General features: G+C 72.5%; 21 protein-coding genes and 2 pseudogenes. 13 read left to right on the forward strand and 10 right to left on the reverse strand.

The genetic code is table 11. The features are described from left to right. Window positions 1-61: 61 nt before the first annotated feature. The 3 genes from OG390_RS42015 to OG390_RS42025 all read right to left on the reverse strand — a co-directional run bounded on the left by OG390_RS42015 (window position 62) and on the right by OG390_RS42025 (window position 2,724). Window positions 62-232, reverse strand: a complete 171-nt coding sequence (locus OG390_RS42015) for a hydrophobic protein (protein WP_189191051.1) — start codon at window positions 230-232, stop codon at window positions 62-64. 42 nt (window positions 233-274) lie between these two features. After that, window positions 275-1,096, reverse strand: a complete 822-nt coding sequence (locus OG390_RS42020; RefSeq protein ID WP_406175311.1) for a class I SAM-dependent methyltransferase — start codon at window positions 1,094-1,096, stop codon at window positions 275-277. Between the two features lie 134 nt (window positions 1,097-1,230). After that, window positions 1,231-2,724: a bifunctional phosphatase PAP2/diacylglycerol kinase family protein gene (locus tag OG390_RS42025; RefSeq protein ID WP_406175313.1), complete on the reverse strand. Its 1,494-nt coding sequence runs from the start codon at window positions 2,722-2,724 to the stop codon at window positions 1,231-1,233. Window positions 2,725-2,977: 253 nt separating this feature from the next. Between OG390_RS42025 and OG390_RS42030 the strand changes: the two genes are divergently transcribed. The 4 genes from OG390_RS42030 to OG390_RS42045 all read left to right on the forward strand — a co-directional run bounded on the left by OG390_RS42030 (window position 2,978) and on the right by OG390_RS42045 (window position 6,708). Further along, the gene (locus OG390_RS42030) at window positions 2,978-4,597 is read left to right on the forward strand and encodes an ATP-binding cassette domain-containing protein (RefSeq protein WP_406175315.1); all 1,620 of its coding nucleotides are present in this window, start codon (window positions 2,978-2,980) and stop codon (window positions 4,595-4,597) included. 396 nt (window positions 4,598-4,993) lie between these two features. Beyond that, window positions 4,994-5,236 (forward strand): DUF6158 family protein, encoded by a 243-nt coding sequence (locus OG390_RS42035; RefSeq protein WP_406175316.1) that lies wholly within the window; start codon window positions 4,994-4,996, stop codon window positions 5,234-5,236. Next, on the forward strand, window positions 5,233-5,811 hold the full coding sequence (locus OG390_RS42040) for a TIGR03086 family metal-binding protein (RefSeq protein WP_406175318.1): 579 nt from the start codon (window positions 5,233-5,235) through the stop codon (window positions 5,809-5,811). Before OG390_RS42035 ends, OG390_RS42040 begins: the two co-directional genes overlap by 4 nt. Before the next feature lie 156 nt (window positions 5,812-5,967). Next, the gene (locus tag OG390_RS42045; protein ID WP_406175320.1) at window positions 5,968-6,708 is read left to right on the forward strand and encodes a hypothetical protein; all 741 of its coding nucleotides are present in this window, start codon (window positions 5,968-5,970) and stop codon (window positions 6,706-6,708) included. Here the strand turns inward: OG390_RS42045 and OG390_RS42050 are convergent. From OG390_RS42050 to OG390_RS42060, 3 genes are all read right to left on the reverse strand, one after another. Beyond that, window positions 6,696-7,238, reverse strand: coding sequence for a type 1 glutamine amidotransferase domain-containing protein (locus tag OG390_RS42050; protein ID WP_406175322.1), 543 nt, complete (start codon window positions 7,236-7,238; stop codon window positions 6,696-6,698). The two genes, OG390_RS42045 and OG390_RS42050, sit on opposite strands and share 13 nt — an antisense overlap. Window positions 7,239-7,264: 26 nt before the next feature. Beyond that, window positions 7,265-7,708 carry a CBS domain-containing protein gene (locus tag OG390_RS42055; RefSeq protein ID WP_406175324.1) on the reverse strand — a complete coding sequence of 148 codons (444 nt, stop codon included), beginning with the start codon at window positions 7,706-7,708 and terminating at the stop codon, window positions 7,265-7,267. 104 nt (window positions 7,709-7,812) lie between these two features. After that, window positions 7,813-8,190, reverse strand: a complete 378-nt coding sequence (locus tag OG390_RS42060) for a DUF2795 domain-containing protein (protein ID WP_406175325.1) — start codon at window positions 8,188-8,190, stop codon at window positions 7,813-7,815. A gap of 266 nt (window positions 8,191-8,456) precedes the next feature. Between OG390_RS42060 and OG390_RS42065 the strand changes: the two genes are divergently transcribed. After that, window positions 8,457-9,251: an RNA polymerase sigma factor SigF gene (locus OG390_RS42065; protein WP_406175327.1), complete on the forward strand. Its 795-nt coding sequence runs from the start codon at window positions 8,457-8,459 to the stop codon at window positions 9,249-9,251. 15 nt (window positions 9,252-9,266) lie between these two features. Here OG390_RS42065 and OG390_RS42070 read toward each other — a convergent pair whose 3' ends face one another. After that, the gene (locus OG390_RS42070; protein ID WP_406175329.1) at window positions 9,267-10,394 is read right to left on the reverse strand and encodes a PAS domain-containing protein; all 1,128 of its coding nucleotides are present in this window, start codon (window positions 10,392-10,394) and stop codon (window positions 9,267-9,269) included. Between the two features lie 119 nt (window positions 10,395-10,513). Here OG390_RS42070 and OG390_RS42075 point away from each other — a divergent pair, with 119 nt between their 5' ends. From OG390_RS42075 to OG390_RS42090, 4 genes are all read left to right on the forward strand, one after another. Continuing rightward, window positions 10,514-11,230, forward strand: coding sequence for an ANTAR domain-containing response regulator (locus tag OG390_RS42075; RefSeq protein ID WP_406175330.1), 717 nt, complete (start codon window positions 10,514-10,516; stop codon window positions 11,228-11,230). Window positions 11,231-11,450: 220 nt separating this feature from the next. Then, window positions 11,451-12,554 (forward strand): hypothetical protein, encoded by a 1,104-nt coding sequence (locus OG390_RS42080; RefSeq protein ID WP_406175332.1) that lies wholly within the window; start codon window positions 11,451-11,453, stop codon window positions 12,552-12,554. A gap of 211 nt (window positions 12,555-12,765) precedes the next feature. Next, window positions 12,766-14,013 (forward strand): aminotransferase class I/II-fold pyridoxal phosphate-dependent enzyme, encoded by a 1,248-nt coding sequence (locus OG390_RS42085; protein ID WP_406175333.1) that lies wholly within the window; start codon window positions 12,766-12,768, stop codon window positions 14,011-14,013. Next, window positions 14,010-15,122, forward strand: coding sequence for an MBL fold metallo-hydrolase (locus OG390_RS42090; protein ID WP_406175335.1), 1,113 nt, complete (start codon window positions 14,010-14,012; stop codon window positions 15,120-15,122). Before OG390_RS42085 ends, OG390_RS42090 begins: the two co-directional genes overlap by 4 nt. A 123-nt stretch (window positions 15,123-15,245) precedes the next feature. Here OG390_RS42090 and OG390_RS42095 read toward each other — a convergent pair whose 3' ends face one another. After that, a complete protein-coding gene (locus tag OG390_RS42095; RefSeq protein WP_406175337.1) occupies window positions 15,246-15,869 on the reverse strand; it encodes a DedA family protein in 624 nt (207 codons plus the stop codon). A 67-nt stretch (window positions 15,870-15,936) separates the two neighbouring features. Next, window positions 15,937-16,710 (reverse strand): MBL fold metallo-hydrolase, encoded by a 774-nt coding sequence (locus OG390_RS42100; RefSeq protein ID WP_406175338.1) that lies wholly within the window; start codon window positions 16,708-16,710, stop codon window positions 15,937-15,939. Between the two features lie 84 nt (window positions 16,711-16,794). On the opposite strand from OG390_RS42100, the gene OG390_RS42105 reads away from it, so the two are divergent. After that, window positions 16,795-17,262, forward strand: coding sequence for a hypothetical protein (locus OG390_RS42105; RefSeq protein WP_406175340.1), 468 nt, complete (start codon window positions 16,795-16,797; stop codon window positions 17,260-17,262). A 98-nt stretch (window positions 17,263-17,360) separates the two neighbouring features. Beyond that, window positions 17,361-19,466 (forward strand): phage holin family protein, encoded by a 2,106-nt coding sequence (locus OG390_RS42110; RefSeq protein ID WP_406175342.1) that lies wholly within the window; start codon window positions 17,361-17,363, stop codon window positions 19,464-19,466. Between the two features lie 211 nt (window positions 19,467-19,677). On the opposite strand, the pseudogene OG390_RS42115 reads toward OG390_RS42110, so the two are convergent. Further along, window positions 19,678-20,271: pseudogene (locus OG390_RS42115) on the reverse strand (DUF6345 domain-containing protein); the annotation flags it as partial. On the opposite strand from OG390_RS42115, the pseudogene OG390_RS42120 reads away from it, so the two are divergent. Beyond that, window positions 20,153-20,424: pseudogene (locus OG390_RS42120) on the forward strand (hypothetical protein); the annotation flags it as partial. The pseudogenes OG390_RS42115 and OG390_RS42120 overlap by 119 nt on opposite strands. 148 nt (window positions 20,425-20,572) lie before the next feature. Continuing rightward, window positions 20,573-20,998, forward strand: coding sequence for an OsmC family protein (locus tag OG390_RS42125; protein ID WP_399078967.1), 426 nt, complete (start codon window positions 20,573-20,575; stop codon window positions 20,996-20,998). Window positions 20,999-21,045 lie beyond the last annotated feature (47 nt).

The raw sequence follows: 21,045 nt of genomic DNA on the forward strand, positions 1-21,045 counted from the left end.
GGCCCGAGGTCTGAAAGCCGGACCTCGGGCCGCTCGGGGCGTTACTCCGCAGGGAACGCATTCACCACCGGTACCAGCGACCCCTGCCCCCCGAGGCGCTCGTGCCGCGCATCAGGAATCCGAGAAGCCACAGGACGAGAACCACCAGTGCTATCCACCACAGAAGCTTCACTGCGAAACCCGCGCCGAAGAGAATCAGCACCAGAAGCAGTACGAGAAGGATGGGAACCATAATGTGAACCTCCTGCTGACCGGGTTTCCCGAAGTGGCCGGATCAGGCTTCCTTTCGGCAGAGAATTTCTCCGTGCAGTACGGAGAACCAGCTGTCCTCCTGCCGCCCCCACTCCCGCCAGGCGTCCGACACGGCCCGCAGCTGCTCCGTGGTCGCGTGGCCACCCTCCGTGGCGCGTTCCGCGTACGCCGAGGCCGGCGTGCGGTCCGCCCACAGGCCGCTCCACCATTCCCGTTCGTCCTCAGTGGCGAAGGTCCAGGTGCTCGACGTGGCCGTGATGTCCCGGATGCCGGCTGCCAGCGCCCACGATTTGAGGCGCCGGCCCGCGTCGGGCTCGCCGCCGTTGGCGCGGGCCACCCGCAGATACAGGTCCAGCCAGTCGTCCATGCCCTGTGACTGCGGGTACCAGGTCATCGCCGAGTAGTCCGAATCGCGGACCGCGATGAACCCGCCCGGCTTGGTCACCCGGTACATCTCGCGCAGCGCCTGCACCGGGTCGCCCACGTGCTGCAGTACCTGGTGGGCGTGGACCACACAGAAGGTGTCGTCCGGACAGTCCAGCGCGTGGATGTCCGCGACCGCGAACCCGACGTTGTCCAGGCCGCGTTCGGCTGCCACGGCCCGGGCTCGGTCCAGGATCGCCGGCGCGTGGTCGACGCCCGTGACATGGCCGTCGGGAACCAGTTCCGCCAGGTCGGCGGTGATGGTTCCCGGGCCGCAGCCGATGTCCAGGATCTTCATGTGGGGCTTCAGCGAGTCGAGCAGGTACGCCGCCGAGTTGGCGGCGGTGCGCCAGGTGTGCGAACGCAGCACGGACTCGTGGTGGCCGTGCGTGTAGACGGCGGTCTCCTGCGACTTCGACATGACCGTACCCCTTCGCGTCGTCTCGTCGGTTACGCATCACCGTACGCGCGCATGTCGCATAGTGAGACCTGTGTCTTGCTATATGGACTCTCGAATCGGCTGCATCCGACTGAATCGACTGCCGTGCGGACCGTTCAGTGAAGCGGCAGGGGGCGGTAGACGGTGAGCGCCTCGGGCATCTTCCGGATCGTCACCTCGCCCTCTACCTCGGTGACTTCACCGTCGTACGCGAGGAGGGTGCCGGGGGCGACACCGTCCAGGTGCAGACGGCGCACTCGTACGGCGGCGTGGGCGGGTGAACGGGTGAGCGGGCCGGCGAAGGCGGCCGCCAGCAGACGAACGGCGGGGCGGCGGCCACCGTGCACGACCCGTACGTCCAGCCGTCCGTCCGAGAGGTCGAAGCGGCGGGCCGGGGCGAGACCCAGGCGGTGATACGTCCCGTTGCCGGCGAACAGCAGCCACAACGGGTGCGTGCGGCCGCCCACTTCGGCGCGCAGCGGATGGTGGTCGGCGCGCAGGACGCGCAGGGCGCCGAGCACTCCGGCCGGCCAGCCGCCGATCCGCGGCGACCAGCGTTCCCGCTCCCTCACCAGTTCCGGATAGACGCCCAGGCTGCAGGTGTTGAGGAAGATGCCCTCGGTGGCGCCCGACGAGAACCGGCCCACATCCACGCGCACCATGTCACCCTGCTGGAGGGCGCGGATCAGGTCGCGTTCGCCCTCCACGCCGAGGTCCTGGGCGAAGTGGTTGAGGGTCCCGCCCGGGAGGACGGCCAGGGGGAGGCCGTGACGCAGGGCCACCGCGGCGGCGGTGTTCACCGTGCCGTCGCCGCCGCACACGCCCAGGACCCGGGCGCGGGACGCGGCCTTCTCCAACTCGTGCCGGATGTCGGACGGTTCGCACTCCACGATCTCCGCGTGCGGTAGGGCGTCACGCAGCGCGTTCACCCGCTCCGGGGTGCCGGCGCCCGTGTTCGCCACCATCACCAGGCCCTCGCCCTCCGGGAGCGCGGGTGCGTCCACGCGGGGGCGGCCGGGTGACGGGAGCTGGTCGCGGGTCGGGACCAGGCCGCGTACGGCGTAGGCGGCGCCCACGCCCAGGGCGGCGCCCGCGAGGACGTCGCTCGGGAAATGGACGCCGGTGTAGACGCGGGAGAGGGCGACCGCGGCGGCGAGCGGTGCGATCGCCACGCCCCAGCCGCGGGACTCCAGCGCAACACCCGTCGCGAAGGCCGCGGCGGAGGCGGCGTGGCCCGACGGGAACGACGTGGTGATCGGCTGGCGCTTGAGCTGCCGGATCAGCGGTACGGGCTCCAGAGTCGGGCGGGGACGGCGGACCGAGCGCTTGCCGAGGGTGTTGATGGTGGCGGAGGCGAGGGCGAGAGAGGCGAGGCCGCGGGCGGCGGCTCGGCGGGACCTGGGGGTGCGGCCGGCCGCGAGTGCCGTGGCTGTGGCGAGCCAGAGGGCGCCGTGGTTGGCGCTGCGGCTCAGCCTCGGGAGGAGGCGGTCGCAGCCCGGCCAGTGCCGGGCCGCTGCCGCCTCGAAGAGCCGGCAGTCCGCGGCGAGCAGGCGGTCCCTGAGGACGTGAGGCCCCGGGGGGCGGACGGTGAGGTCAACGTCTGGGGTCATGGCGGCGCGGGTACCCGGAACGAGCGTTTCCTCGCCCCCTCCGCCCCTGCCCGTCCCGACCCTGGGCTTGTCGCGCAGTTCCCCGCGCTCCCAAAAGGGGCGCGGGGAACTGCGCGATCTTTTAGCGGGGGTCTGGGGGCGCAGCCCCCAGGTACGGGACGGGCAGGGGCGGAGGGGGCGAAAGAACCGTTGGCAGCGGGCCACCGAATACGCGTTTGCCCATTGCCCCCGCGTCCCCGGAGAATGCCGCCTCATGGGACATCTCGAAGCCGCGCATCTGGAGTACTACCTTCCCGACGGGAGGGCGCTGCTCGGCGACGTGTCGTTTCGGGTGGGGGAAGGGTCCGTGGTGGCCCTCGTGGGGCCGAACGGGGCCGGGAAGACGACGTTGCTGCGGCTGATCTCGGGGGAGCTGAAGCCGCACGGGGGGACCGTCACCGTGGGGGGCGGTCTGGGCGTGATGCGGCAGTTCGTGGGGTCCGTACGGGACGAGACGACCGTACGGGAGCTGCTCGTGTCCGTGGCACCACCGAGGATCCGTGAGGCGGCCAAGGCCGTGGACGCCGCCGAGCACGCGATCATGACGGTGGACGACGAGGCCGCGCAGCTGCGGTACGCGCAGGCGCTGTCCGACTGGGCCGAGGTGCGCGGGTACGAGTCCGAGACGCTCTGGGACATCTGCACGATGGCCGCGCTGGGCGTGCCGTACGAGAAGGCCCAGTGGCGGCTGGTGCGGACGCTGTCCGGGGGCGAGCAGAAGCGGCTCGTGCTGGAGGCCCTGCTGCGCGGCACCGACGAGGTGCTGCTGCTCGACGAGCCGGACAACTATCTCGACGTACCCGGCAAGCGCTGGCTGGAGGAGCGGCTCAAGGAGACCCGTAAGACCGTTCTCTTCGTGTCGCACGACCGGGAGCTGCTGGCTCGCGCCGCCGAGAAGATCGTCAGCGTCGAGCCCAGTCCGACCGGTGCGGACGCCTGGGTGCACGGCGGTGGGTTCGAGACCTATCACGAGGCGCGGCGGGAGCGGTTCGCGCGGTTCGAGGAACTGCGCAGGCGCTGGGACGAGAAGCACGCCCAGCTGAAGAAGCTGGTGCTGAATCTGCGTCAGGCGGCTTCCATCAGCCATGAGTTGGCGTCCCGTTATCAGGCCGCGCAGACCCGGCTGCGGAAGTTCGAGGAGGCCGGACCGCCTCCCGAGCCCCCGCGCGAGCAGGACATCAGGATGCGGCTGCACGGCGGACGGACCGGTGTCAGGGCCGTCACCTGCAAGGGACTTGAGCTCACCGGCCTGATGAAACCGTTCGATCTGGAGATCTTCTACGGCGAACGGGTCGCCGTGCTCGGCTCCAACGGTTCCGGCAAGTCGCATTTCCTGCGTCTGCTCGCCGGTGGCGACGTGGCGCACACGGGGGAGTGGAAGCTCGGTGCCCGGGTCGTCCCGGGGCACTTTGCGCAGACACACGCCCACCCCGAGCTGGAGGGACGGCCCCTGCTCGACATCCTGTGGACCGAGCACGCCCAGGACCGCGGTGCCGCCATGTCCCGGCTGCGCCGCTACGAGCTGACCGCGCAGGCCGAGCAGCGCTTCGAGAAGCTCTCCGGCGGCCAGCAGGCCCGCTTCCAGATCCTCCTGCTGGAGCTGGAGGGTTCCACGGCCCTGCTCCTCGACGAGCCGACCGACAACCTCGACCTTGAGTCGGCGGAGGCGCTCCAGGAGGGCCTGGAGGCGTACGAGGGCACCGTGCTCGCGGTCACCCACGACCGCTGGTTCGCGCGCTCGTTCGACCGCTACCTGGTCTTCGGCTCCGACGGCCGGGTCCGCGAAACCCAGGAGCCGGTGTGGGACGAGCGCAGGGTGGAACGGGCCCGCTGAGCGGCCTCGGGGAAGTGAGGCACGCCCTCACCCGCCCGGCACGCCCCCACGCCGCCCGGCACGGCACCTCGCCGCACTGCCACATCACCCCCAGTACAACCAGTACATCCAGGACGAGGGCGACGCGGCAGCACGCCGATGCACCGCACTCGACGACGCGGAAACGCACCCCACTTCCCCGAGGCCGCTCAGCGCCCGCCCCGAGGGCGCCCGGCGGCGTGCCCCGGGGCCACTTCGAGCCTGTGCACGCACATACGGAGGCCCGGGACCCCGGATGTTCGTAGAGTGGAGGGAGACAGGTGAGTTCCATGGCTCCCTCCCGGACGCCGCTCGGGGCAACTGCTTGCCGGGCGGGTACGCGGACCGCACCGAGGACACGACGAGCGGGGTACCACCATGACCGGAGTCGACCCGGGCCGGCTGGACGACCAGCAGCTCATGAAAGAGCTGGAAAACATCCACCGCACGCGCCACGACACACTGCTCTACGGTTCGAACGACGCGCTGCGGACGCACAACGAGCGCATGGCCCAGCTGGAGGGCGAGTACCTGCGCCGCCACCCTCGCCGTCCCGTCACCGCAGGCCGCACGCGTGATGGTGCCCGGGAGCGGGGATGTGCCGGAGCGCCGCCGGCATGACGGGCACGAACCCACTGCTCACCCGGCACGCGGAGGCCCTCGACCTGTTCGGCGACCGCGTCCACACGGTCCGGGACGACCAGTGGGACGCCGCCACGCCCTGCACCGACTGGGCGGTGCGGGATCTCGTCAACCATCTGGTCTCCGAACAACTGTGGGTGCCCCCGATGGTCCGGGACTGCGCCACCGTCGAGGCGGTCGGCGACGTCTTCGACGGCGATGTGCTGGGCTCCGATCCGGCCGCGGCCTGGGAGACGTCCGCCCGCGCCTCCCGGGACGCCTTCGCCGCGCCGGGCGCACTCGACCACACCGTCCACCTCTCGTTCGGCGACACCACGGCCGCCTTCTACTGCGCTCAGATGGTGACCGACCTGGCCGTGCACACCTGGGATTTGTCCCGGGCGATCGGCGCCGACGAGCGGCTGCCGGAGGACCTCCTGGAGTTCGCGGTGCGCGAGGTCACCCCGTACGCTGCCGACCTGGCGAAGACCAATCTCTTCGCCGCGCCGGTGGAGCCGCCGCCCGGCGCCGATGCCCAGACCGGGCTGCTGTGTCTGCTGGGGCGTGTGCCCTAGCGGAGAGTCGGAGGGGCGCGGGACGACTTCCTTCCGGAGGACCGACGTCGACCGGGCGCGCCGGATGATCGGCGAGCAGTTCTGCGCCAACTTCATGGATGTGCTGGGCGATACGGCTGGCTCGACGCGCACTTGGACTGCGTACGCTGCGGATCGGTGACCGTCGGTGTCCTCAACTGCGGTGCCGATGTGCGCATCCGCATGGGCGAACTCGGCGCCCACCACGGCACCGGCCCTTCGCGCCCGACCTCGACACCACGTCGGCGCTCCGTGCGCAGCCGGGTGTGGCTCTTGCGGGCGCCCGCCGAGGCCGGGCCCGAGGCGGCGGACCTGCTGGACCGGCCGCTGGTCGCCGCACCGCACCACGACGTGCCGGTGAACGCGTTGCTGCCGAGCGTCGGCCACGGCCACTGGGACGAACTCGACCGGCCCGCCCGCACACCCGTTGCGGCCCGCCCCCGTCAAGCGGGCCCTCGCAGCCATCCACGAGCGCCCCGAACACCCCTTCACCGCCGCCGGACTCGCCGCCGGGCACGCGTCGGGGTGCGTCGGCTCCATGCAGCGTTCCGCCGCTACGTGGGTCTGTCCCCGATGGCGCATCTGCGCGAAGTGCGGCTTACTCGCGTCCACGAGGAACCGCGCCCGGCCCCGCCCCGCCGAGTCGGGTGTGAGCGAGGTGCCCACCGCTACGGCTTTCGCCACCTGGGAGGTTCGCCGAGCAGTACCGGGCCCGCTCCGTCCGCGGGCGCGGCCACGACGGACCCCGGCGGGCTCCGGCCGGGCACCCACCCCGCCGGGTCGGACTCCTCGGCCGGGCCGGTCGCTCTCCCGCCGCACTGCGCGACCGGGCCTCCCCGGGCACGCACCCCACGCACGGCCCCGTGTCACGCCGCCTGACGTGTGAACGCCTCCAGGAGCGCCTCGCGGAACGCCTTGAGATCGGCCGGCTTACGGCTGGTGATCAATGTGTTGGGCCCCCGCTGACAGACGTGCACGCGCTCGTCGACCCAGGTGCCGCCCGCGTTGCGGATGTCCGTGCGCAGACTCGGCCAGGACGTGAGCACACGGCCCCGGACCACGTCGGCCTCGACGAGTGTCCAGGGGGCGTGGCAGATTGCGGCGACCGGGCGGCCCTGCTCGAAGAAGTCGCGTACGAAGGACACGGCCCGCTCGTCCAGCCGCAGGGCGTCGGGATTGGCCACGCCGCCCGGCAGGACGAGCCCGTCGAAGGACTGGGCCGACACGTCGGCGACGACCTCGTCCACGGGGAACGTGTCCGCCTTGTCCAGATGGCGGAACGCCTGGATCCGCCCGGGCCCGGTGGACACGAGGACGGGCTCGCCGCCCGCGTCCCGCACCGCCTGCCGGGGATCGGTGAGTTCGATCTGCTCGACGCCCTCCGGCGCCATCAGAAACGCGATACGCATGGTTGCTCCATCTCCTCTCCCGGCCGTCAGAGAGGCGGGCGCGGTGTGCCGGGCCACCGCTCCGGCTCGGCGCGGCTGATGTCGGCGAGTGCCGAGCCCGGGTCCTGCGCCACCGCGAGGTCGCCGAGGCTCACCATGCCCACCGGCCGACCGTCCTCGACGACCGGCAGCCGGCGTACGGCGTGCGCGCGCATCAGCTCGATCGCGGTGGACACGGCGTCGTCCGGGCCGATCATCACCGGATGGGGGGTGCACACGGCCTGGGCACTCACGGTCAGCGGATCGGCGCCGTCGGCTACGGCGCGCAGTGCGATGTCACGGTCGGTGAGGACCCCGATCAGCTGATGGTCGGCCACCAGGACATCGCCGATGTCCTGGGCCCGCATCAGTTGCGCGGCTTCGACGAGCGAGGCGTCCGGGCTGACCGCGACGACTCCCGGCGTCATGACTTCCCTGACGAAATCTGCCATGGCTGTTGGGCCTTCCTGCGTTCCCCGGCTGCGGGGGTGCGGGTACGTCGGCGGGACGACGGCCGCAGTACCCCCGAGCCAGGCGCCCATGCCTTCCCTTCCGGTCACCCGACGCGCACGACCGCCTCGGCCAGCTCGTGCGCCGTGGTGTAGTTGGCCTTGCGCGGCAGTCGCTCCAGGGCCTCGACGAGCACGTCCGGCGCGTGCTTGTCCCGCAGCAGGCCGGTCAGCTCGCGGGGACCCGCGGGGAACGACGTACGGCCCAGCAGCCGCCCCAGTTCGAGCTGCACCGCCTCGACGGAGGCGGTCGGACGGCCCGGTGCCACAGGGCCACCCGCGATCTCCGGGTCGTCGTCGGCGGTCGGCTCCGGATCCTGCCACTCCTCGGTCCGGGTGGGGTGCCCCGACCTGAGCAGCTCTCGTAGTTCGTGCTTCATCTCTTCGTCCCGGTGGACACTCAGCCGGTCGCTGCCTCGCTGCATGACTCCCTCCAGATGTTCGGGGGTGGTGTTCACGTACCCGTGGACCGGGAGTCGACACGTCCCTCAGCAGTCACCAACCGCCCCACTTCGGTAGCCGTGTGTGTTTGCTCCGCGGGACTCGGGGCAGACGCACTCCCAGTGCTTCGGACAGGAGGCACGTCCGTGGGAGCGGCGAACCGTCGCCACGGATGTGTCTGTCCGGCACATCCGCAATTCCCACGGTGACTGCCCAACTCAAGGCACAATCAAGGGAGTTGCGACGCATCATGCGAACTCAAGCGAGCATGAGGCATCATCCGCACGACGACGCCCCCGACACCGCGGGGGCATTCCGCAAGCTCGCCACGCTCCCCCCGGGCCAGCAGCGCGACACGCTCCGCGAGGAGATCGTCGAGGCCTGGCTGCCGATGGCCGAACGGCTCGCGGGGCGGTTCCGCAGCCGCGGCGAGAGTTACGAAGATCTGCGCCAGGTCGCGGCGCTCGGCCTGGTCAAGGCCGTCGACCGCTACGACCCCGAGCTCGGCAACGCCTTCGAGAGCTACGCCGTGCCGACCATCACCGGTGAGATCAAGCGCCACTTCCGCGACCACATGTGGACCCTGCACGTGCCGCGTCGCGTCCAGGACCTGCGCAACCGGGTGCGGTTCGCCAGCCAGGACCTGTCGCAGACCATCCCGGGGCGCAGGCCCACCGTCGCCGAGATCGCCGAGCGCGCCCGGATGAGCGAGGAGGACGTGCTGACCGGCCTGGAGGCCCTGGAGAGCTTCACCGCGCTCTCCCTGGACGCCGAACTCCCGGGCAGCGAGGACGGCTACTCGCTCAGCGACGCCCTCGGCTCGCCCGACCCGGCCCTCGACACCGTGATCGACCGCGAGGCCGTCAAGCCCCGCCTGCAGGCTCTGCCCGAGCGGGAACGCGTCATCCTCTACATGCGGTTCTTCGGCGACATGACGCAGAGCAGCATCGCCGACGAGCTCGGCATCTCCCAGATGCACGTCTCCCGGTTGATCAGCCGCTGCTGCAACCGCCTGCGCGACCAGGTGATGCGCGACGTGGCGTAGCGCCCGACCCGCGGTTCAGTTCAACCGCGCCATGGCCAGCGCGATATGACGGGACATCATGTCCATCGCCTGCGCCTCGGCCATCGAGAACGCCAGCCGTGCGCCGCTGCGGAAGAGTGTCAACACCCCCCGTACGGGCCCGGATTCGGTGGTCAGCGGCACGCACAGCAGCGACGTCACATTCGCGCGTACGAGGACGGGGGCGCCCGAGGTGTCACGCCCGAAGGCGTCCGGGTCCTCCGGGCGCACCTGCAGGGCCGTGGAACCGCCGCGTGCCGCCTCGACGACGAGGGGGCACGCGGCGGGATCCTGCCCGGCCACGGCCGCCACCTCCTCGGCGCGCTCCGGCGGTCCCAGGACGGTCGTACGGGACGGTCGCGCGGCCCCGGCGTCGGCCACCACCCAGTCCGCGAACCGCCCGTGCAGTACCCCGGCCGCCCGTGCGAGCACCGCGGACCGGTCCCCGCCGGACGCGCTCAGCAGCGCCGTGGTCATCGCGTCCACCAGGTCCATCAGCGCGGCGTGCCGGGTGGTCTCGGACAGGTTCGGCATCGCAGGGCCCGGCACGGTCCCCTCCGACGACCCCTGGAAATCGCCGGGCTGCAGAACGACGAGGACGGCGGTGCGGGGTTCCCCGCTGGGCCGCAGAGCGGTCAGCGTCGCGCGCACCGGTACCGACGGCTGCTGCTGGAGGTGAACGGTGAGACCGCGGTCGCCCTCGCCGCGTGCCACCGCCGCCGCCTGCGAGCGGAACGCGGCACGGTCGGCGTGCGCGAGGAACCCGGTCAGCGGCCGGCCGGTCGCATAGCCCGCCCTCACTCCGGTGAAGGCGGTCGCCGCGAAGTTCAGTCTGCGCACCACCGTCTCGCGGTCCACCAGCGCGACGGGCACCGGCACCCGCTGGAAGAGCGCCTTGAGAAGTTGCTGTTCCTGACGGTCCACCGAGGCCGCGCCGGACGGGTTGTCCGAGGACAGGCGCTGGAACCACGGCCACAACTGGTCGGCCACATGGTCGAGTTCGAAGATCGCCGCGTCGAGGACCGTCGGGAGGTCGTCGGGCGGCACGGACCGCGACGCCTTCAACTCCGCAACACGGCGTACGAAATCCGCAAGGTCTTCACCGAATTCGTCCGTCTGCGCCATGCGATGAACGTAACCCGAGCGGCGTATTCCGCGGGCGGTGGGGGCCGAACCCGACGAACTTGTTTTTCACGCAGGTGAGGGGGAAGGCGTCGCGGAGACGACGAGAGGAGGAGTGAACCATGCCGGATACCGATCAACTCGACCATCTGGGAACGGAATCGCCCGAGTCCGCCCTTCCGGGAAGGAGGCTCTCGGAACTCGCCGAGCAGGCCGCACGCTGCACCATCGACTGCTGCGGTGCCAGCAGCATGGTGTGCGAAGGCGGCGCCGAGCGGCCCGCCGCGGTGACCCACCCCGACCTCGCCGGACTCGTCTCGGTGCAGCTCCGCTCCGGCGACGGGCCGATCCCGGCCGCCCTGGAGCGCGGTGAGCCCGTCGACTCGGCGGACCTGCTGCGCGAGGAGCGCTGGCCGGGGTACCGCGCCATGGCCCTCGACGCGGGCGTGCGCTCCAGCGTCACCATCCCCTTCCGGCGCTCCGGGCTGACCGTCACCCTCAGCCTCTACAGCTTCCGGCCCGGCGCCCTGGAGGACGCCCCGCGCGGCCCCGCCCGCGCGCTCGGCGACCTCGCCGCGACCTGTCTGCTCCGCGACCGCTCCTACCGCGCCGCGCTCACCGAGCTCGACCAGCTGGGCACCGCGCTGCGCACCCGGCCCGTCGTCGACCAGGCGTGCGGCATCGTCATGCATGTGCTCGGCTGCGACGCGGACACGGCCTTCGGGGTACTGCGCCGCATCTCGCAGGGCACCAACCGCAAACTGTCCGACGTCGCCTCGGCCGTCGTGGACAAACGCGGCCGGGGACTGGAGAAGCAGCTCGTTTCACTCTCCAACTGACAGGTCGTGGGAGGCGGACCACGGGACCGGGCGGGCGACCTGCCTCGGGTCCGTGGCAGGCGGCGGTCTTCTTACCCCTGGGGTCACCCGCACGGGCGTCCGTGTCCCGCGAATGGTGCCCGGCCGCGCGCGCCGCGCTGCCGGGCGGGCTGTGATGGGCCACGGGGGGCACGACGGCCGTGCCCCCCGGGAAAGCCGCCCGGCCGAAGGAGCCCATCCCATGCGCCGTACCGCCCGTGCCCTGTCCGCCACCGCCCTGGCCGGTGCCGCCCTCGGCGCCGCCGCGTCGGCCGCGTCCGCGGATCCGGCCGCGGAGGTCAGCCCGGGGGCCGTCGAACCCGGTGGCACCGTCACCGTCTCCGTCACCTGCGACGGAATCGAGGGATCCCCGCCCGACTTCATCGACGCCACCTCGGAGGGCTTCGAGGAGGGCAAGGTCCAGCTGCGCCGGGTGGAGGGCGCCGGACAGAGCGCGGCGGGCGCCGCCGCCTACCGGGGCACGGCCCGTGCCCCGCAGGGGGGCGAGGTCGACGGCGGCCCCGACACGGTGGGCGCGGCGTTGGAGTGGGGCGTCGACGGCGCGTGCCCCGGGGCCACGGGCGGCCGGCAGAAGAAGTGGAAGGCCTCGTACACCGTGGCCCGTGGCAACACCGCGGCGAGCGGTACCGCGCAGAGCCTTCCGGCAGGCAACACCGTAGAGGGCCCCCTGGAAAGCGACGGCGGTCAGAGTTTTCCGGACAGTGCTGCCGGTCAGAGTCTTTCGGACAGTGCTGCCGGTCAGAGTCTTTCGGACAGTGCTGCCGGTCAGAGTCTTTCGGACAGTGCCGCCGGTCAGAGCCTTCCGGACAGCGGCACTGTGGCACGCCCGCCGGACAGCGGCACCGTGGAGCCCCCGTCGGACAGCGGCACAGGACAGCGCCTGCCCGAAGGCGACACCGCAGGGCGCCTCCCGGACAGCGATACCGGTCAGCGCCCTCCGGACAGCGATACCGGTCAGAGCCCTCCCGACAGCGACACCGGTCAGAGCCCTCCGGACAGCGATACCGGTCAGAGCCCTCCGGACAGCGATACCGGTCAGAGCCCTCCCGACAGCGATACCGGTCAGCGCCCTCCGGACAGCGACGCCGTGGAGCGCCCGCCCGAAAGCGGTAGCGGGCAGCGCCCACCGACCATTGAGGGCGGGGTGCAGGCCGGGGAGGGCGGCGCCTTCACCGACTCCGTCCCGGCGCTGGTCGCCGGGAGCGTCCTGATCGCGGGCGCGTTGGGCGCGGCCGTGCACCGGCTGCGCCGCAAGGACAAGTCCCGCCGACGACTGAGGCTGTGACGGCACAACCGGACCGCCGCCCATGGGGTGGCCCCACCCTGGGTACGGAGAGGCCGAGGGCGCGAGCGGCACCGGACGAGACGCTGTACGAAGGGACAGGAACACCTCAGACAGTACGGAGCCAGAAGCACCGGAGCGGGGCACGGCAGCGGCGACGGGGGCCGTGGCACCGGCGACACGGCCCGGCACCACGGACTGCGCGGAGGAACGTATGCGGCGGACGCATCCGGAAGGGCATGGCCCCGTCCGTTACGGCCCGCCGCTTCCCGATCAGGGCCTGCCCGTGCTGCCGGAACTCCGCTCCGTGCTGGCCGCCGCCGCGGACCGCGCCCACGCTGAGCCCTCCGGCGGCGGACCCGCGCTCCTCGACGCGGCCTGTGCCTACTGGAGCCGACGCGGACTGCCCGCCGCACACGACCGGGTGGCCGCCGCACCCGGTGCACCCGCGCTGCTCCTCGCGCTGACCGGGGCGCTCGGCGGCGACGTCCTCGTGCCCCGCCCGTGCGCCGCCTGGTGGGCGCCGCAGGTACGGCTGTTGGGCAGATCCGTGTTCCATGTCGCGACGCCCGCGGAGTGCGGGGGCCTCCCGGATCCGTACGCCCTCCTGGAAACCGTCCGCAGAGTCCGCGCCGAGGGCGGCGAACCGCGGCTGCTCGTGCTCTCCGTGGCCGACGACCCCACCGCGACCGTCGCGCCGCCCGAGGTCGTCCACGAGACCGTGGAGGCCGCGCTGGGCGAGGGGTTGCACATCGTCAGCGACGAGAGCTGGCGCGACACGCTGCACCAGCCGCACGACACGGTGCTGCTCAGCCCCGCCGAGATGCTTCCCGACGAGGTCACCGTCCTCACGGACCTCGCGGGCGCCTTCCTGCCGCAGGGCTGGCCGGCCGCCGTCGCACGCTTCCCGGACACCGAGTCCGGGATCGGGCTGCGCGCCCGTGTCCTCGACGTGCTCACCGTGCTCGGCGCACGGGTTGCCGAACCGGTCGCCGCGGCGGCCGCGTACGCGCTCGACGAGCCCGCCGCGATCACGGAACGGCTCACCGCCGCCGTCCACCTGCACGCGCGCGTGGCCGCCGCCGCGCACCACGCGGTGGTCGGGGCGGGCGCCGTCGCGCGGCCACCGCAGGCCGGCAGACACCTGTACGTGGACCTCGGCCCGCTGCGCTCCGCGCTCGGCGCGCACGGCGTGGGCGACGCCCAGGATCTGGAGGACTTCCTGACCGCCCGGCTCGGCATGCCCGCGCCGGGCGGCCACCGGTTCGGCGACGACCTCGCGTCGCTGAGGGTGCGCCTGGGCACCGGGCCGCTGCTCGGCGCCACGGACGAGGAGCGGGCGGAATGCCTCACGTCACCCTCGCCGTTGGAACTGCCGCATGTGCAACGCGCGTTGACCCTGTTGGGGTCGGCCTTCGACGATCTCCGCGACGACGCTCAGCGATGGGAGCCTCCTCGATGACGCAGCAGTCCGAGTCGACCACGAGCACGACTACGACCACGCAGGACGCCGACGATCCGGCGTCCTCTTCGGCCCCGGCGGCGGCCGGACACGTGTCTCCCGCCGTTCCTCTCGTCCCTGTCCGTCCTCTCGTTCCTGTCGGTCCCCTCGCCGAGCCCCGTCCGCTCGGCGAGCGGCGTGTCTGGCCGCGGTCCTTCGTGGACCGGCTGACGGCACCGCTGCCCGGGCTGCGGGCCTTCGCCCGGTTCGCCCGTGAGGGAGCGTTGCGGCCGGGGGCCGAGGGGCTCGCCGACATTCCGCGGCTGCCCTTCGACCCGGGGCCGCTGCCCCGGGTCGACGCGCGTACGGTCGCCGTCTCCTGGGCGGGGCACGCGAGTTGGGTGATCCGGATCGGTGGGCTCACCGTTCTCACCGACCCCGTCTGGTCCCGCAAGATCCTCGGCACCCCGGCCCGGATCACGCCGGTCGGTGTGGCCTGGAGCGCGCTGCCGCGCGTCGACGCGGTCGTCATCAGTCACAACCACTACGACCACCTGGACGCGCCGACTCTGCGTCGGCTTCCGCGCGACACACCGGTGTTCGCACCGGCCGGCCTGGGCCGGTGGTTCAGGCGCCGCCGGTTCACCCAGGTCACCGAGCTGGACTGGTGGGAGGCGGCCGAACTGCGCGGCGTCCGCTTCGACTTCGTCCCCGCCCACCACTGGTCCAAGCGCAGCCTGATCGACACCTGTCGCACGCTGTGGGGCGGCTGGGTCCTCACCGCGCCCGACAGACAGCGCGTGTACTTCGCGGGCGACACGGGGTACGGCCACTGGTTCGCCCGCATCGGCCGGCGCTACCCGGGCATCGACCTGGCCTTGTTGCCGATCGGTGCGTACGACCCCCGGTGGTGGCTCAGCGACGTCCACTGCGACCCGGAGGAGGCGGTGCGGGCGGCTCTCGACCTCGGCGCCGAGCGGATGGCGCCCATGCACTGGGGCAGCTTCGTCCTCTCCGCCGAGCCCGTCCTGGAACCGCTGACACGCGTACGGGCGGCCTGGGAGAAGGCGGGGCTGGCCCGCGAGGCGCTGTGGGACCTGCCGGTGGGGGCGTCGCGGGTGCTGGCCTGAGGGTTCCCCGCGCCCCGAAAAGGGGCGCGGGGAACTGCGCAGTCTTTTGGCGGGGGTCCGGGGGCGCAGGCCCCAGGGACGGGACGGGCAGGGGCGGAGGGGGCGAAACCCCCGGCCGTGGGCTTACGCGGCCGGCCTCCGCACTCTTCGCCACACGCTCGGGGCCACGCTGATCGCCAGCGTGAGCGCCACCGCGGCGACCACCCCCTCCCACGGCTCGCTGAAGAGGGACCCGCCGAGGATGCCGATCAGCTGGTACGTCACCGCCCAGGCGAGGCAGGCGGGGACGTCGCCGCGCGCGAAGGTACGCAGGGGCATCTTCGCCATGAGACAGGCGAGCATGACCGGAATGCGGCCGGCCGGGACCAGACGGGAGAGGACGAGCACGGCGATGCCGTGGTCGCTCAGCTTCTCCTGGGCCTGGGCGAGCCGGTCCTCGGGGGCGCGATCGCGGAGGTTCTCCAGCCAGCGCGAGCCGTTCTTGGACCGCATACCGCGCTGACCGAGCCAGTACAGCGCGACATCGCCGAGGAACGCCGCGAGCGCCGCCACCGCGAAGACCATCAGCAGCGCGAACGGCGCCGTCTGATGAAAGGCGACCACAGCCGCCGAACTCACCAGCGCACCCGTCGGCACCACCGGCACCAGCGCGCCGATCAACACCAGCAGAAACAGCGAGGGATACCCGATCGCCTGCTGCGTGGACTCCGGCGCCGGGGTCGTGGCGGCCGCGGTCAGGAAGATCACCGGGTGACCTCCGGCCGCGCGCCCCCACCGGGTGCCGGTATGTGTGCGGGGGGTTCCGACAGGAACGTCACCGCGCGACCTCCGGGCGTACGCTCTCGCCGTGTTCGAGGCGGTGCACCGTGACCTGGGGCGCACGCTCGGCTGCGAGGCGTACGAACTCCTCGCCCGGCGCGTGGAATTCATGGGGGCGCACGGCGTCCATCCCGATCGGCCAGTACGTGCCGTAGTGCACCGGCACGGCGCTCAGCGGCATCAACTGGGCGAGTGCCTCCGCGGCGCGCCCCGCGTCGAGGTGGCCCTCCCCGAGGTAGGGCCCCCATCCGCCCACCGGCAGCAGCGCCACGTCGACCGGCCCGACCTCCTCGGCCATCGACGCGAACAGCCCGGTATCCCCGGCGAAGTACGTGCGCGCTTCCCCTTCGACCACGTACCCGACGGCGGGGGAGCGGTGCGGCCCGACGGGTAGTCGCCGTCCGTCGTGGCGTGCCGAGACGGTGCGTACGACCAGGTCACCGACCTGGGTACGGTCGCCGGGCGTCACCTCGATGAGCCGGAGATGGTCCAGCCTGCGCAGCCCGGGCACCGCCCGCGGCGCGCCCTTCGGCACCAGCAGCCACGTACCGGGCGCGAGCTTCGCCAGCGAGGGCAGGTGCAGATGGTCGGCGTGCAGATGGGAGACGAGTGCGACGTCGGCGACCGCCGCCCGGGGCGGGGGCGGCGCCCCGCGCCTGCGCCGAAGGTGTGCGAGCCGGCGCGCGAAGAGCGGGTCGGTGAGCACGCGTGTTCCGGCGTCCTGAAGCGTGCAGGTGGCGTGTCCCCACCAGGTGATCTCCACCGGCACCTCTTTGCCTCCTTCGCGCGACTCCCCCCGAGCCTACGGGCAGGAGTAGGGTCGGCGGCGAAACCCGGAGGTGAGGGGGACGCCATGGGAGACGCGCGCGGTGCCTCCGACATGCACGCCCTTGAGCGCTCGCTCGAACGGGGCGGCTCCGCGTCCCTTCGCGTCACGGCGATCGCGAGCCTGACGCCCCTGGAGGAGCTCGACGAGGACCCCTTCCTCGTCGACTCCCGCAGCCAGCACGCGATGTGCGCCCGCTGGGCCGCCGAGCACGGCTACGTGGTCACGCGGGAGCTCCTCGTGCGTGGTCTGCGCCCCGACCACCGCACTCTGTGGGCGGACGTCGAGGCCGGCCTCGTCGATCTGTTCGTCGCGCCGAGCCGGCGTGTGCTGGAGCGCGCCCTCGCCTCGGTCGACGAGTTCACCGCCGAGTGCAGGCGCCGCGGCGTACGGGTCGAGACGGTCGGCTGTGCGGAACCGGCGTACGACGCCCAGATGAAGGCCCGGGTCCACCGCCGTCTGTCCATGCCGACGGCGGGGTACGACGGCCGCTGACCCCTCCGTCCGGGGACACCCGGCCCCACCCGCCCGTTGTGACAGGGTGGGAGCAGGCTTGGTCGACCGGGCGGGCCGGGACGTGAGGTGGACTGGGCGTGGGTGGAGGACGATGGCGACGGGTCCTCAGCGGAGTGTGGCGCAGCATCACGGTGTGGGCCGTGTCCACGGTCACGATGCTCGTCCTGGCCGGGGCGCTGCCCGACTTCCAGTTGCAGTCGGACAGCGGGGACAGTGCCACGCAGATCGCCGTCACCGCGGCGGCCGGCGCGGGCGTCTTCGGTCTGCTGTCCTCGCTCGTGTGGCCCCTGCTGGTCAGGGCGTTGCTGCTGGTGCCCGCCCTCGTGCTCGGACTGCTCGTCTTCTTCCTCAACGGGTCCCTGCTGCTGATCGCCCTGCGGATCAGCCCCTCCGGGCAGGGTGAGGTCGCCCCCGAGACGGCCGTGGTCGTCGCCGCGGTGATGTCCGCCGTCGCCTCGGCCACGGGCGGTGCCCTGGCCGTGCGGGACGACGACGCGTACCGGCGCAGGCTGTACCGGCTCGCCGACCGGCGCCGCAGGCGCGCCGCAGGACGGGCCGGGCCCTCGACCCCCGGCGCCGTGTTCATCCAGCTCGACGGCGTGGGCCACGACGTCCTGGAGAGCGCCATCGGCAAGGGGCTCATGCCGACCGTCGCGGAGTGGCTCGGCGGCAGGCGGCCCACCCACCGGCTCACCCTCTGGCACACCGACTGGTCCAGCCAGACCGGCGCCAGCCAACTCGGCATCCTGCACGGCAGCAACCACGACATCCCGGCCTTCCGGTGGTACGAGAAGGACAGCGGCGAGGTCATGGTCTGCAACCGGCCCAGCAGCGCCGCCGAACTCCAGCGCCGCGCGATCGGGTACACCGGTGACGGGGGGCTGCTCACCGTGGACGGCGCCAGCCGGGGCAACCTCTTCAGCGGCGGTGCCGGCGAGTTGGCCCTCGTGCTGTCCATCGCGGCGCGAAGGGGCAAGGAGAACCGCTCCAGGGCGGGCTATTTCGCCTACTTCAGCGACCCCGCCAACGCCGTCCGCACCGCCATGTCCCTCGTCGCCGAGGTCTTTCGGGAGATGGGCCAGTCCACGGGGGCCCGGCTGAAGAAGCGGCGCCCGCGCGTCAAGCGCGGCGGGCTGTACCCCTTCGTCCGAGCCTTCGCCACAGTCGTCGAGCGGGATGTCGTCGTCGCCGCGGTGATCGGCGACATGCTCGTCGGGCGCAACGCGGTCTACGCGGACCTGGTGGCGTACGACGAAGTGGCGCACCACTCCGGGCCGCGCAGCCGGGACGCCGAGAAGGTCCTGGAGCGGCTCGACCGCTCGCTCGCGCTGATCGCGAAGGTCGCCGAGCACGCGCCGCGGCCGTACCGGATCGTGCTGTTGTCCGACCACGGCCAGAGTCCCGGTGAGACCTTCCTGACCCGCTACGGCCTCACCCTCGGCAATCTGGTCCGCGCGGGCTGCGGGCTGCCCGTGCCGCGCAAGGCGCAGCGCACACACAGCGGTGCCGAGGCCCGGGCCGCCGTGCGGGCCGCGCTGCGCAGGCCGGTCGAGGAGGGCGGCGAGCGGCACCGTCCCTCGCGGCGCCGCTCCGAGCCCATCGTGCTGGCCTCCGGCAACCTCGGCCTGGTCTCCTTCCCCGACGTGCCGCACCGGATGAGCCGGGAGGAGATCGACCGGCGCCATCCCGCGCTGCTGTCCACGCTCGCCAACCACCCCGGCGTCGGCTTCGTGCTGGTCCGCAGCGAGGAGCACGGCGGTCTCGTGCTCGGCGCGAACGGTGCGGAGGTACCGGTGGACGAGCTCGACGACGCACGCCCGGGTCCGCTCGCCGACTTCGGGCCCGGCGCCGCCGACGCCGTACGGCGCACGCATTCGTTCCCGCACGTCGCCGACATCATGGTGAACTCCTGGTACGAACCCGGAGAGGGCGAAGTCCTGGCCTTCGAGGAGCAGATCGGCTCGCACGGCGGACTCGGCGGGGCCCAGGCACGGCCCTTCCTGCTCTCGCCGGTGGCGCTGTCCGCACCGGTCGAGGACGACGGCGAACTCGTAGGCGCGGAGCACGTGCACCGCGTACTGCGGCGGTGGCTGCGCGAGTGCGACGGCCCCCAGGTGCCGCTGGCGGCACGCTCGAACGAGCGTGGCGCCCGACTGCCTCCGCCGGCCGACTCGGCAGCCTGAACACCACTGCCTGCCGGCTCGGCGGGCCTGAGCGCTTTGGCGCGTCCACTGGGCGGGCCTGTGCACCGCTGCCTGTCGGGTTGGCGGGCCTGAGCGCTTGGGCCCGCCCACTCAGCGGACCTGTGCACCGCTGCCTGTCGGGTTGGCGGGCCTGAGCGCTTTGGCGCGTCCACTGGGCGGGCCTGTGCACCGCTGCCTGTCGGGGCCAGGCGTCGCAGTACGTCTGTCCGGCCCGCCACTTCTCCCAGAACTTCTTGCCGTAGTCCGGGCTGTCGATGCTCGTCGTCTCGAAGCCGAAGATCATCCGGGAGCCGAGGTTGGGGCTCGCCCAGGTGCGCACGGGGGAGTGCCCGTCGAGGACACGCAGCGAGTTGCAGGTGGACCAGAAGACGTAGTTCGCCTTCACGTTGCCGAACCCCATCCGGTTCGAGATCGCGTCACTGCGGCTGTCCCACACAGCGCCGAGCGGCGCGAAGAACACGCCGTTGCCGTCCATGCCGCCGTGCCCGGAGTGGTGGACAGCTGCGGTACGGCGGGCCCCGAGCCGGACCAGGTCCTGGTGCCCTGGAACACCTGGATCGGCGGCACCCCGCCCGACTGGCAGATCGCCTTCGCGCACGCGCTGACCCGCACCATGGCCACCGCGATGGACATGGCGGGCGGCCGCCGTGCGTCCATGCGCGGCGGCGGCCCGGGTCGTCTTCTGCGACGCCGCCCAGCACGACGCGGGGTACCTGCCGGTCACCGAGATCGCCGGACGCGTCCGGGTGCACGGGCGCGGCGGCACGGTGCTGCAGCCCGGCATCGACCTGCTGCACCGCGCCGAGACTCGCCCGTCCTGGTGATCACGGACGGTTACTGCGACGTGCTGCGGGTGCGGCGCGAGCGCGCGTACCTGATTCCGCGGAACGCGCGGCTCCCGTTCACCGCGCGTGGGCCGGTCTTCCGGGTGCGGTGACCCGACCCCGCGGGTGTGGCGCCGCGTCTCGCCGGCGCGGCGACGTGTCTTCCGGGTGCGGTGACCTGTCTTCCGGGTACGCCGGGCGCGGGTGTGATCGGATGGTGGGCACGGACCCGAAAACGGGACCTCATCGAAGGGAATCATCGTGGCAACCACGCGCACCGCACACACCGTGTGGGAAGGCAACCTGCTCGAGGGCAGCGGCGTCGTCACCTTCGACTCCTCCGGCATCGGCCAGCAGCCGGTGACGTGGGCGTCGCGGGCCCAGGACGCGAACGGCAAGACCAGCCCGGAGGAGCTGATCGCCGCCGCCCACTCCAGCTGCTTCTCCATGGCGCTGTCGCACGCCCTCGCGGGCGCCGGCACCCCGCCCACCAAGCTCGTCACCAACGCCGACGTCACCTTCCAGCCCGGTGAGGGCATCACCGGCATCCACCTCACCGTCGAGGGATCGGTGCCCGGCCTCGACAACGACGGCTTCGTTGCGGCGGCCGAGGACGCCAAGAAGAACTGCCCGGTCAGCCAGGCGCTGACCGGCACGACGATCACGCTGTCGGCCAAGCTGGCCTGACGCCCGCGGGCAATACCGCGCCGCGGCCCCGCCCGGGGGCCGCGGCG

The sequence above is a fragment of the Streptomyces sp. NBC_00996 genome (genome assembly GCF_045162675.1).
In the GTDB taxonomy this organism is placed as follows: domain Bacteria; phylum Actinomycetota; class Actinomycetes; order Streptomycetales; family Streptomycetaceae; genus Streptomyces.

What these genes read in the sequence shown, in the direction of transcription:
- OG390_RS42015 (WP_189191051.1), bottom strand. Translation starts at nt 232, where the DNA reads ATGGTTCCCATCCTTCTCGTACTGCTTCTGGTGCTGATTCTCTTCGGC.
- OG390_RS42020 (WP_406175311.1), bottom strand. Translation starts at nt 1,096, where the DNA reads ATGTCGAAGTCGCAGGAGACCGCCGTCTACACGCACGGCCACCACGAG.
- OG390_RS42025 (WP_406175313.1), bottom strand. Translation starts at nt 2,724, where the DNA reads ATGACCCCAGACGTTGACCTCACCGTCCGCCCCCCGGGGCCTCACGTC.
- OG390_RS42030 (WP_406175315.1), top strand. Translation starts at nt 2,978, where the DNA reads ATGGGACATCTCGAAGCCGCGCATCTGGAGTACTACCTTCCCGACGGG.
- OG390_RS42035 (WP_406175316.1), top strand. Translation starts at nt 4,994, where the DNA reads ATGACCGGAGTCGACCCGGGCCGGCTGGACGACCAGCAGCTCATGAAA.
- OG390_RS42040 (WP_406175318.1), top strand. Translation starts at nt 5,233, where the DNA reads ATGACGGGCACGAACCCACTGCTCACCCGGCACGCGGAGGCCCTCGAC.
- OG390_RS42050 (WP_406175322.1), bottom strand. Translation starts at nt 7,238, where the DNA reads ATGCGTATCGCGTTTCTGATGGCGCCGGAGGGCGTCGAGCAGATCGAA.
- OG390_RS42055 (WP_406175324.1), bottom strand. Translation starts at nt 7,708, where the DNA reads ATGGCAGATTTCGTCAGGGAAGTCATGACGCCGGGAGTCGTCGCGGTC.
- OG390_RS42060 (WP_406175325.1), bottom strand. Translation starts at nt 8,190, where the DNA reads ATGCAGCGAGGCAGCGACCGGCTGAGTGTCCACCGGGACGAAGAGATG.
- OG390_RS42065 (WP_406175327.1), top strand. Translation starts at nt 8,457, where the DNA reads ATGCGAACTCAAGCGAGCATGAGGCATCATCCGCACGACGACGCCCCC.
- OG390_RS42070 (WP_406175329.1), bottom strand. Translation starts at nt 10,394, where the DNA reads ATGGCGCAGACGGACGAATTCGGTGAAGACCTTGCGGATTTCGTACGC.
- OG390_RS42075 (WP_406175330.1), top strand. Translation starts at nt 10,514, where the DNA reads ATGCCGGATACCGATCAACTCGACCATCTGGGAACGGAATCGCCCGAG.
- OG390_RS42080 (WP_406175332.1), top strand. Translation starts at nt 11,451, where the DNA reads ATGCGCCGTACCGCCCGTGCCCTGTCCGCCACCGCCCTGGCCGGTGCC.
- OG390_RS42085 (WP_406175333.1), top strand. Translation starts at nt 12,766, where the DNA reads ATGCGGCGGACGCATCCGGAAGGGCATGGCCCCGTCCGTTACGGCCCG.
- OG390_RS42090 (WP_406175335.1), top strand. Translation starts at nt 14,010, where the DNA reads ATGACGCAGCAGTCCGAGTCGACCACGAGCACGACTACGACCACGCAG.
- OG390_RS42105 (WP_406175340.1), top strand. Translation starts at nt 16,795, where the DNA reads ATGGGAGACGCGCGCGGTGCCTCCGACATGCACGCCCTTGAGCGCTCG.